Annotated in this window: 10 protein-coding genes and 2 pseudogenes; all 12 read left to right on the forward strand. The window is 32.2% G+C overall.

Annotation, left to right across the window (positions count from 1 at the left end):
• Positions 1-271, forward strand: a pseudogene (locus BKK52_RS13795) (hypothetical protein); the annotation flags it as partial.
• The gene (locus tag BKK52_RS12695; RefSeq protein ID WP_077478850.1) at positions 253-627 is read left to right on the forward strand and encodes a hypothetical protein; all 375 of its coding nucleotides are present in this window, start codon (positions 253-255) and stop codon (positions 625-627) included. The pseudogene BKK52_RS13795 and the gene BKK52_RS12695, both read left to right, overlap by 19 nt.
• Before the next feature lie 217 nt (positions 628-844).
• Positions 845-1645 (forward strand): annotated as a pseudogene (locus tag BKK52_RS12700) (DUF4422 domain-containing protein).
• A gap of 51 nt (positions 1646-1696) precedes the next feature.
• Positions 1697-2707 carry a UDP-N-acetylglucosamine 4,6-dehydratase (inverting) gene (gene pseB / locus BKK52_RS12705; RefSeq protein WP_077478851.1) on the forward strand — a complete coding sequence of 337 codons (1011 nt, stop codon included), beginning with the start codon at positions 1697-1699 and terminating at the stop codon, positions 2705-2707.
• 9 nt (positions 2708-2716) lie between these two features.
• The gene (gene pseC / locus BKK52_RS12710; RefSeq protein WP_077478852.1) at positions 2717-3877 is read left to right on the forward strand and encodes a UDP-4-amino-4,6-dideoxy-N-acetyl-beta-L-altrosamine transaminase; all 1161 of its coding nucleotides are present in this window, start codon (positions 2717-2719) and stop codon (positions 3875-3877) included.
• Positions 3868-4557 carry a pseudaminic acid cytidylyltransferase gene (gene pseF, locus BKK52_RS12715; protein ID WP_077478853.1) on the forward strand — a complete coding sequence of 230 codons (690 nt, stop codon included), beginning with the start codon at positions 3868-3870 and terminating at the stop codon, positions 4555-4557. Before pseC ends, pseF begins: the two co-directional genes overlap by 10 nt.
• A gap of 1 nt (position 4558) precedes the next feature.
• Positions 4559-5650: a UDP-2,4-diacetamido-2,4,6-trideoxy-beta-L-altropyranose hydrolase gene (gene pseG, locus BKK52_RS12720; protein WP_077478854.1), complete on the forward strand. Its 1092-nt coding sequence runs from the start codon at positions 4559-4561 to the stop codon at positions 5648-5650.
• Entirely contained in the window at positions 5650-6156 is a 507-nt protein-coding gene (gene pseH / locus BKK52_RS12725; protein WP_077478855.1) for a UDP-4-amino-4,6-dideoxy-N-acetyl-beta-L-altrosamine N-acetyltransferase, read from the forward strand. Before pseG ends, pseH begins: the two co-directional genes overlap by 1 nt.
• Positions 6157-6167: 11 nt before the next feature.
• A complete protein-coding gene (gene pseI, locus BKK52_RS12730; protein ID WP_077478856.1) occupies positions 6168-7205 on the forward strand; it encodes a pseudaminic acid synthase in 1038 nt (345 codons plus the stop codon).
• 16 nt (positions 7206-7221) lie between these two features.
• The gene (locus BKK52_RS12735; protein WP_077478857.1) at positions 7222-8478 is read left to right on the forward strand and encodes an MATE family efflux transporter; all 1257 of its coding nucleotides are present in this window, start codon (positions 7222-7224) and stop codon (positions 8476-8478) included.
• The gene (locus tag BKK52_RS12740) at positions 8456-9886 is read left to right on the forward strand and encodes a capsular polysaccharide export protein, LipB/KpsS family (protein WP_077478858.1); all 1431 of its coding nucleotides are present in this window, start codon (positions 8456-8458) and stop codon (positions 9884-9886) included. Before BKK52_RS12735 ends, BKK52_RS12740 begins: the two co-directional genes overlap by 23 nt.
• A 4-nt stretch (positions 9887-9890) precedes the next feature.
• Positions 9891-10955 (forward strand): glycosyltransferase family 4 protein, encoded by a 1065-nt coding sequence (locus BKK52_RS12745; protein WP_158076057.1) that lies wholly within the window; start codon positions 9891-9893, stop codon positions 10953-10955.
• The last annotated feature ends 47 nt before the right edge of the window (positions 10956-11002 follow it).

Raw genomic sequence — 11002 nt, forward strand, 5'->3', positions numbered from 1 at the left:
CTACGTCAGCCCCTTAAATTTTGCCCAACTTTCAAAAGAACCGTTGAATGTTGATGAGGTATCTAAACAGTTATATAACAGTTTTGATCGATTAGCGTTTTCTCGAAATGAAAGACGTGAATTTTTTCTACAATCCGATGAATATAAACGCTTAATAGAAGGAAAAAACGAAAAGGCACAGCGTGAAATTTTAGCTAACCTTTTGAGTAAATATAAGTTATCACTCGTCCTGATCCGAATAAAAATACTGATATGTTTGACAACCGACTGAGTTTTTCAGCAGAAACCCCCAAGGTCGCGCAAAACACCTTAATTCAATTTATTGCTTTCATTAGCGCCAAAGCTTTTGAACTCAATAAAAATGTATTTCAATTGATGATTAGCCAAAAAATTGAAGCACTGTCAAATGAAAAACAAGCGATTGAGCATTCCTTAAAAAACCAGAAAGCACTTAATATTAGAGTCGTGCCGGGCACTTTACCAACTGGAAATAGACAAAATCAAGTTTCTTCCAATACCACCTCAGCCTCTGCTTCTAGCCCTTCTCAGAGTTTAGATGCGACTTCCGCATTATTTATGGTGAATCTTATTTACGTCTTCAATCCCAACAAATTGAAGAACAACTAAAACAATTACAAACAATACAAGAAGAAGTGAAAACACTTAAAGCAAAGGCTTATAGCTATCAGGCTTCACTGGATTATCCTGTAAAAAGAGATTGGCCGAAACGGGTAATTTTGTTAGCCATTGGCTTTGTTTTAGGTGGTATCTTCGGGAGTATTTTTGTCCTAGGTAGAGGTCTTTTTACCAGAAATAACAGTGATAATACCAATTGAATTATATTATGAATAATAAAGATATTTGCATTATTGTCGCAACGCATAGACAATATTTTATGCCCTCAGATGATATGTATCTTCCCGTTCATGTTGGTAAATCAGGTAAAGGAGATATTGGTTATCAGGGAGATAATACGGGCGATACCGTCAAAAATCCGTATTTTTGTGAATTAACCGGCTTATATTAGGCTTGGAAAAATTTGAGTAATGATTATATAGGGCTTATCCATTACAGAGGATTTTTTACTGCAAAAAACATTTTCTCTAGAAGAAACAACCCTATTAAAACATTGTATTTGACGGGAGCGGAAGCAAGTGATTTATTGGCTAAATATGATGTAATCGTACCGAAACGCCGAAATTACTATATTGAAAAGCTATATTCGCATTATGCTAACACTTTACACGGGGAACATTTAGATGTAACGCGTGAAATTATCGCTAAAAAGTGCGGTCAATTTTTGGAAAGTTTTGATAAAGTAATGAAGCAACGTAGTGGGTATATGTTTAATATGTTCATTATGTCTAAAGAATTAACAGATAACTATTGTAGCTGGTTATTCCCAATTTTATTTGAATTAGAAAAACGCATTCCTGCAGAACAATATTCAACATTTCACGCGAGATTTTACGGTCGTGTAAGTGGATTGTTGTTTAATGTATGGCTAAAACAATATTCACAAGAAACACCATTAAAAATTAAAGAACTTCCATTCGTTTATGGCGAAAAAATTAATTGGTTTAAAAAAGGAAGTGCATTTTTAATAGCTAAGTTTTTTGGGAAGAAATACGAGAAGAGCTTCTAAGCTTTTATTCCAAAATAATTGAATTATATACAAGATAATAATGAGGTTTTTATGTTAAAAAACAAATCAATTTTAATTACTGGTGGAACCGGTTCTTTAGGCAAAGCACTGACTAAACATATCTTATCAAAATATCCAGATGTAAAACGTTTGGTTATTTATTCACGTGATGAACAAAAGCAATTCCAAATGGCTCAAGAATATCCTCATAGTGAATATCCACAAATTCGTTTCTTTATTGGAGATGTACGTGATAGAGAGCGTTTGTTACGAGCATTAAAAGGTATTGATTATGTTATCCACGCAGCAGCAATGAAGCACGTTCCTATTGCAGAATACAATCCTGATGAATGCGTAAAAACAAATATTCATGGAGCCCAAAACGTTATTGAGGCTTGCTTAGCGACAGAAGTTGAACGTGTTGTAGCTCTCTCAACAGACAAAGCCTGTGCACCTATTAATTTATATGGTGCAACAAAATTAGCATCAGATAAATTATTTGTAGCAGCCAATAATATTCGAGGAGCTAATCCTATTCGTTTTTCCGTTGTACGTTATGGTAATGTGATGGGGTCAAATGGGTCTGTTATTCCATTCTTTATCAAAAAGAAATCGGAGGGTATTCTGCCGATAACTGATCCTAATATGACACGCTTTAATATCAGTCTTCAAGGCGGTGTGGATATGGTTATGCATGCATTATTTAATGCATGGGGTGGTGAAATCTTTATTCCTAAAATTCCATCGTATCGCATCACAGATGTGGCTGCTGCTATTGCTCCAGAATGTGAACATAAAGTTGTGGGTATCCGTCCAGGTGAGAAAGTTCACGAAGAAATGATCACGCCATCAGATTCATTTTATACCTATGATCTCGGTAAATATTATACGATCCTTCCTACCATTACTAATTGGAACTTAGATGAGTTTATTCGCACATTTAATGCCAAAAAAGTACCTGAAGGCTTTGCTTATAACTCTGGTGAAAATACGGAATGGGAAACTGTCGACAACCTCCGAAAATTAATCAAAGAGCATGTTGATCCAACATTTGAAGTATAAGGCGGATATATGATTCCATATGGTAAACAAGATATCAATCAAGATGATATAGATGCAGTTATTCAAGTACTTCAGTCGGACTTTTTAACACAAGGTCCGAAAGTCCCAGCCTTTGAAAACAGCATTAAAGAATATTGTCATGTGAAATATGCATTGGCTGTGAATAGTGCAACTTCTGCATTACATATTGCTTGCTTAGCATTAGGTTTAGGTAAAGGTGATTGGCTTTGGACAACACCAATCACTTTTGTAGCTTCTGCAAACTGTGGTTTATATTGTGGTGCAAGTATTGATTTCGTGGATGTTGATCCTAAAACATACAATATTTCAGTCAAAAAACTTGCTGAAAAATTAAAGATTGCTAAACAAGAAAACCGTTTACCTAAAGTGGTCGTTCCTGTTCATCTTACAGGACAAATTTGTGAAATGGATAAAATCCGTGAATTATCAAAAGAATATGGATTTTACGTGATCGAAGATGCTTCTCATGCTATCGGTGGGAAATATAAAGGACAAGCTGTCGGTAATTGTGAGTATAGCGATATTACCGTGTTTAGTTTCCATCCTGTTAAAATCATTACAACAGCTGAAGGTGGATTATGTACGACAAATAATCCTGAATTAGCTGAAAAAATGGAATTGTTCCGCAGTCACGGTATTACTCGTAATCCTGCAAAAATGACTAAAGAACCTGATGGTGCTTGGTATTATCAACAAATTAACCTTGGTTATAATTACCGTATGACGGAATTACAAGCGGCTCTTGGTGTAAGCCAAATGTCACGTTTGGATGAATTTATTAAAGCTCGTCATATCTTAGCTAAACGTTATGATGAACTACTTGAAAGTTTACCAGTAATAACACCTTGGCAATTACCTGATAGTTATTCCGGCTTACATTTATATGTTATTCGTTTGAAATTAGATCAAATTCAAAAAACACACAAACAAGTGTTTGATGAATTAAGATCAAGAAATATTGGTGTGAACTTACATTACATTCCTGTGTATTCACAACCATATTATCAGCAATTTGGTTTTAAATCGAAAGATTTTCCTGAAGCAGAAAAATACTATCAAGAAGCAATTAGTTTACCAATGTATTCATCGTTGGCTTTTGAGCAACAAGACATCGTTATTGCAGCATTAAAGGATATTTTATGCGATTAGCCGTTATTCCTGCTCGTGGTGGCAGCAAACGGATCCCCCACAAGAATATTAAAAGTTTTTGTGGGAAGCCAATTATTGCTTACTCTATTGAAACAGCGATTCAATCAAATTTATTTGATAAAGTCATTGTCACTACAGATGATGCCGCAATAGCCGAAGTAGCAAAGCAATTTGGTGCAGGCATTCCTTTTTTGAGACCTAAAGAGCTTTCTGATGACTTTACGGGAACCGTACCTGTCATTGCCCATGCCATTAAGTCCATGCAAGAGCTTGGGTTTGAAGCAACAGAGGTGTGCTGTCTCTATGCAACTGCTCCATTTGTAATGGTTGAAGATTTAAAAAAAGGGCTTGATTTATTAAGTAAACATCAAGCAGATTATGCTTTCTCTTGCACAAGTTTTCCATTTCCAATTCAAAGAGCGGTTAAGTTATCGCAAGAAAATGCAGTAAGTATGTTTTCACCAGAATTTGAACAAACTCGTTCTCAAGATTTAGAGGAAGCCTACCATGATGCTGGGCAATTCTATTGGGGAACAGCAGAAGCATTTTGCCAATCAAAACCTGTTTTCAGCGGTAATAGCCGAGCTGTTGTTTTACCACGTTATCGCGTGCAAGATATCGATACACTAGAAGATTGGGATAGAGCAGAATGGCTATTTAAAGCCATGCAAATGAAATAATATGAATATTGTTTTTCGTGCGGATTCATCAATTAATATTGGTTCAGGGCATATTATGCGTTGCCTAACGCTTGCTGATTTATTAGCAAGCCGTGGACATCAATGCTATTTTATTTGTCGAAAACATCAAGGTAACTTAATTGATGTTATTCAAGCTAAAGGTTATACAGTATTTTGTTTGACTCTATCAAATCAAACTATTGCAGAAAATAGCGTAGGTAAACTGTATCACTCTGATTGGCTAGGTACTACACAAGAAGAAGATGTAAAAGAGAGTATTGAACAATTACAGCAAAATAATGTTATTCCAGATTGGATTGTTGTAGATCATTATGCACTTGATGAAGATTGGGAAATACAGCTAAATCAAACCTATCCAAATACTTCTATTTTGGTAATTGATGATTTAGCAGATAGAAAGCACCAATGTGATTTATTGCTCGACCAAAATTTGGATGCGGATGCTAGTAAATATTTTCATCAAGTAAATCCAATTAGAACTCAGGCATTGCTTGGTGTAGGGTATGCTCTTTTACGGCCAGAGTTTGCGAAGTACCGAAATTTCAGTTTAAAAAGGCGCGAAGAACCACTACTAAAAGAAATTTTAATCAATCTTGGTGGAATCGACAAAGACAATCTGACGAGTAGGATTTTATTTGAGCTCACAAAAGCAAATTTAGCTAATGATGTTCATATTACTGTTGTGATGGGAAAAACGGCTCCACATATTGAGAGCGTTAAGAAATTAGCAAATGCTTATTCAACATTAAATATTGATGTTGTAGTCAATGCTACAGATATGGCGGAGAGAATGGCAAATGCAGATTTAGCTATTGGTGCAGCGGGAAGCGCATCTTGGGAGCGTTGTTGTTTAGGTTTGCCGACTTTGCTATTGGTATTAGCAGAAAATCAAAAGAAAGTGGCGAAAATTTTAGATTCATCAAATATTGCAGAAGTAGTTGAAGTAAATCAAATTGCAAAAAAAATTGAGAATTTAACAGCTTGCAGGCTAAAAGAAATGTCCTATAATGCCAAAAAATTAATTGATGGTAATGGGGCGTTACGTGTTGTATCAAAAATGGAACAGAAATAATGATTTTAAGAGAATTATCTAATACAGATTTAGAAGAAATTCTTGCTATACGTAATCACGATGAAATCCGGAAATATATGTTTAATACACAACTTATTTCATTGGAACAACACAAAGAATGGTTTCAACGTTATTTACAAGATAACAGCAAAATAACTTTACTTGGTGTGGATGAACAGGCCAATATCATTGGGGTATTAAATATTAATTTTTTAACATCAGATAGAAAAATAGTTGATTGGGGATTTTATGTTAAACCAAATAGCCCAAAAGGTAGTGGTACAAAGTTGCTTATATTAGGTTTGGAGAAAATTTTCAATGAATACCAATCTCGAAAAGTTTTTGGGCAATCAATAGGTTTTAATGATAAATCTATTCAAATTCATAAAAAACTAGGATTTAAGCAAGAGGGGATCCTACGAGAGCATTATCATAGAGACGGTAAGTTTTATGATATTTATGAGTTTGGTTTATTGAATACCGAATATCAACGATTAGCACTATAGAGAGTAATAGAATGAAGATTAAGAATTTTGAAATCAATAAAAATAGTCCAACCTTTATTATTGCAGAACTTTCAGCAAATCATAATGGTAGCATTGAAACAGCGAAAGAAACTATTCGTGCTGCAAAACGTGCTGGGGCTGATTGCATTAAATTCCAAACTTACACGGCGGATACGATTACCATTGATTCAAGAAAAGATGATTTTCTGATTAAAGGTACAATTTGGGACGGAAAAAATCTCCATGATCTTTATCAAGAAGCCTATACTCCATGGGAATGGCATAAAGAGCTATTTGAGGTTGCTGAAGAAGAAGGTTTAATTTATTTCTCCTCACCATTTGATAAAAGTGCGGTCGATTTTTTAGAAGATTTAAATGTCCCCGCTTATAAAATAGCTTCTTTTGAAATTACTGATATTCCATTGATTGAATATGTTGCCTCAAAAGGTAAGCCGGTTATTATTTCAACGGGTATCGCAACGGAAGAAGATATTCAGTTGGCATTGGATGCTTGCTATAGAATGGGGAATAAAGAGGTCGCATTATTAAAATGCACATCATCTTATCCTGCACCTATCGAGGAAGCCAATATGAGAATGATTCAAGACTTTTCTGAGCGATTTGGTGTTATTGCAGGTTTATCTGATCATACGATGGGTAGTGCCGTACCAGTGGTAGCGACCTGTTTTGGTGGAAAAATCATTGAAAAACATTTTATTTTAGATCGTTCAATCGGCGGGCCTGATGCTTCATTTTCAATGAATGAGCAAGAGTTTACTGAAATGGTAAAAGCAGTGCGTGATGCCGAGAAAGCAATTGGAGTAGTTGATTATCAACTTACTGAAAAGCAACAAAAAGGTAAAGATTTTTCACGTTCGCTTTATGTTGTAAAAGATGTAAAAGCTGGAGACGTAATTACAGAAGATAATGTTCGTTCAATCCGCCCTGGTTACGGTTTACATCCAAAGTATTTGAAAGAGATTTTGGGTAAGACTTTCACACAAGATTTGGAGAAAGGGGAAAGAATGTCATCGGAGTTTTGCAAATAATCTGCTTAATTTATATATGATAACAAAAAAAAATATATATCCTCTTTTTAATATATCTATAAAAGGGCTTACATTATTAGGGAAGTTTGGGCTTATTTTTTATATGGCTAAGCACTTACTCCCTTCTGATGTAGGAACTTATGGGTTATTAACTGTTCTTATATTTTATTCTTTATATGCAGTTGGTTTAGATTTTTATACTTACTCAACGAGAGAGCTTGTTAAATTGGATAAGTCCGAATGGTGGAAATATATCAAAAGTCAATTATTCCTTATTCTAACGAGTTATTTTTTATTTTTACCTATTGTTTTAGTTATTACTTATAACATACTTGGGATTGATTGGATTCCATTTTTTATTGTTTTGTTGATTTTAGAGCATGTTAACCAAGAGATCTCAAGATTACTTATTATTTTCCATAAAAATATCTGGGCAAATAATCTTAATTTTATCCGACAAGGTTTGTGGTGTTTTATTCTTGTGCTACTTGTTGAAACAAATATTTCTGAATTAACGTTAGAGTTTATATTTATTTTATGGAGTGTTTTTAATTTACTCGCTTTAACCATAGGTTCATGTTTATTAAAAAAACAAATTATTTTTAATAAAAGTTGTATCGATTTTTTATGGCTAAAAAAAGGATTAAAAGTAAGTTTTCTTTTTTTAATGGCAACACTTTGCATTAGAGCAATCAGCACTATAGACCGTATTTGGTTAGAACACATAGATGGATTAACACTGGTAGGTGCATATTCCCTTTATGTTGGACTGACTAACTCTCTTATTGGATTTCTCGACAGCGGAGTATTTTCTTTTATCTACCCAAAAATGATAAAAGATGTGCATAATCAGACTCTTTTTTTAAGTCATGTAAAGAAACTAGCTAGCCACACTTTTATTTTTACTATATTAATTAGCATTAGTTTACTTATCATTACTCCTTTTCTATTAAATTGGATTGGTAAAGAAATATACAAAAATTATATTGATATGTTTTATATCGTTCTTATAGCTAATATCATTTATTGTCTAAGTATGATTTTTCATTATATCTTATACTCTCATAATAAAGATAAACAAATATTTTTTTCTCATTTAATGGCTATGATTACATTTTTTATTGCAACATCTTCCCTAATTTTGTTAGATATTAATAATTCTGTGGCTTATGGTGTATTAATGTCTTTTCTAGGACTATTTCTAGTAAAACTATATTATGCTTCCATTATTTTAAAAAAAGAGGATAACAATGAACTTTCTTATTCTTGTTAATAATGCTCCACGATACAAATATTTTTATAATCAAATAGCCAAAGAGTTAGAATCTTTGGGACATGCTGTTTATTATGCAATAGACTCTATCCGTTCTATCTATTTGGAGCCTATAGCGGAAATTGATAATAATAAAAACAGCTATTTTTTTAATCAATATTTGAAAGAAAATTTTCTAACTTCTGAATCCATTGCTCCCAAATCCGGTGATAAGAAAGAGTTTTGGGGGGATATTTTCTATTCTGATTTTGATCGTTTTTTAGTGCATAACTATAATTTAGAGAGGAATACTCATTATTGGATCAATGTAAAACAAAATTTAGATAAATTCTTTGAAAAAATTATTATTGAAAATAATATTGACTGCATTTTGTATGAAAATGTATCAAACACTTTTGCATATATGGCATACAAAAAAGCTATTGAATTAAATAAAAAATATATCGGTTTAATAATGTCTAGAATTCCTAATTATTTTGAGATACAAAACTCAATTATTGATTTGGAGGTATCTAAAATAATTAGTCTTGCTAAACAAACACATTCAGAAGAAGATAAAGCTTGGTTCGAAAACTACAAAAAAAATATTTCCTCTATACAGCCTGACTATATGAAAAGTAATGGGCTGGATAATGTATCACCGTTAAGGTTGCTTAAACTTCAAAAGTTAAAAAAATTATATGGATTTTTTATGTTAGGTTTTAAATATGATTACAAATATGATTTTCAATTTGGTAACCCATTTAAATTTATATTTGCTGAGGTTGTGAAAAATATCAGTCGTTATAAAAATACGAAACTATCTAATCGATATTATCTATCTAAAATTGAGTTAGATAAATGTATAAAAGAGGATAATTTCTATATTTACCCTATTCATTACCACCCTGAATCATCAACTTCAGTTCTTGCTCCTGAATATACTAATGAATACGTAAATATCATTAATATTTCAAATAACTTACCTTATGGTACATATTTATATGTAAAAGATCATAAAAGTGCTAAAGGTGTTCAGTCCTTAGCGTTTTATAGGAAAATAAGTAGTTTACCCAATGTAAAGCTTATTAACTATGATGTCAATATAAAGGAATTAATTATACATTCAAAAGGTGTTATCACTGTGAATAGTACGGCAGGTTATGAAGCATTGTTATTAGAAAAGCCAGTATTTATATTAGGTAGAGTATTTTATGAGTGCTTTCCAAATGTAATGAAATTATCTAACTTTAGAGATATTAGACTTATTAATGATATAAAGTTTTCACAAGATGTCGCTAAGTACTTTATTGCATATAAAAATTATTGTAAGAAAGGAAATATTATCATAAAACAAAGCTATGACGATAAAGATGCTAAGAATATAAAAACTATTACTAAAGAAATAGTGCTTAATGCGCAAGGATAATGATATGAATATACTATTTATAGTTAATAATCTTTCAAATGCAGGCGGCACAGAGCGAGTGGTTTGTAATTTAGCAAATTTATTTAGAGAGAAATTAAACTATACTGTTACTATTGTTAATAGAGAAACAACAAAAGATCGTGTTTATTTTTCATTAGATGAAAATATAGAAGTTCAAGCTTTAGGAAAAAATTATTTTTATTTTTATAGAAATTTAAATCAGTATATAAAAGATCAAAAGCCAAACATTATATTGGTTCACAATATGGGAAAGTTATCCGTATTTTCTTCTTTCTTAAAGATTCCTAAAGAGACTAAATTATTTTCTTTAGAACATGTCGCTTTTCAATCACGTTCATCTTGGCTCAGAACTTTATCAAAAATAATATACAAAAAATATTATGTTATTATTGCACTGACACAAAAAGATAAAGCTGATTATGATAGTTTTCATCAAAATGTTATTTGCATTCCTAATATATCAGCTTATGATGTAACAATATTAAATAATACTTATGATATAAGTTCAAAAACGGTTATTGCGATTGGTCGATTAACTTATCAAAAGAATTTTTTAGCCCTATTAGAAGCTTGGAAAGGCATTCAAGAACGATGCAATGATTGGTACTTGGAGATTTATGGAGAAGGCAAAGAGCGTATATTATTAGAAGAATATATCGCAAAAAATCATCTGACAACTGTTACCTTAAAAGGTAATCAACCTGACTTATCAGATGTTTATAAAAAAGCTTCTTTCTTGGTAATGTCTTCTCGTTATGAAGGATTAGGATTAGTATTAATTGAAGCTCAATCTTTTGGCTTACCGCTTGTCTCATTTGATTGTCCATATGGACCAGGCGAAGTGATAAAGAATGAGTATAACGGTTATTTAGTTGAAAACCAAAATATAGCAATGCTAGAAAATAAAATTATAGATTTAATAGCTTGTAGAGAGAAAAGACAAATTTTTGCTGAAAATGCTAATCTATCGGCTAAAAAATATACTAAGGATAATATTTTAAAACATTGGTCTGACATAATAGGGTTAAATAAAAATGATTCAGATTAAAGCCAATTATTTTATATTTTCTATATTATTAGTGCTATATATTATTT

It is taken from the genome of Rodentibacter trehalosifermentans (assembly GCF_002000545.1).
Classification (GTDB): Bacteria; Pseudomonadota; Gammaproteobacteria; order Enterobacterales; family Pasteurellaceae; genus Rodentibacter; species Rodentibacter trehalosifermentans.

Bases quoted from the DNA above. Each gene is read 5' to 3' on its own strand.
- pseF (WP_077478853.1), top strand. From the start codon at position 3,868: ATGCGATTAGCCGTTATTCCTGCTCGTGGTGGCAGCAAACGGATCCCC.
- BKK52_RS12735 (WP_077478857.1), top strand. From the start codon at position 7,222: ATGATAACAAAAAAAAATATATATCCTCTTTTTAATATATCTATAAAA.
- pseG (WP_077478854.1), top strand. From the start codon at position 4,559: ATGAATATTGTTTTTCGTGCGGATTCATCAATTAATATTGGTTCAGGG.
- pseI (WP_077478856.1), top strand. From the start codon at position 6,168: ATGAAGATTAAGAATTTTGAAATCAATAAAAATAGTCCAACCTTTATT.
- BKK52_RS12745 (WP_158076057.1), top strand. From the start codon at position 9,891: ATGAATATACTATTTATAGTTAATAATCTTTCAAATGCAGGCGGCACA.
- BKK52_RS12695 (WP_077478850.1), top strand. From the start codon at position 253: ATGTTTGACAACCGACTGAGTTTTTCAGCAGAAACCCCCAAGGTCGCG.
- pseH (WP_077478855.1), top strand. From the start codon at position 5,650: ATGATTTTAAGAGAATTATCTAATACAGATTTAGAAGAAATTCTTGCT.
- BKK52_RS12740 (WP_077478858.1), top strand. From the start codon at position 8,456: ATGAACTTTCTTATTCTTGTTAATAATGCTCCACGATACAAATATTTT.
- pseC (WP_077478852.1), top strand. From the start codon at position 2,717: ATGATTCCATATGGTAAACAAGATATCAATCAAGATGATATAGATGCA.
- pseB (WP_077478851.1), top strand. From the start codon at position 1,697: ATGTTAAAAAACAAATCAATTTTAATTACTGGTGGAACCGGTTCTTTA.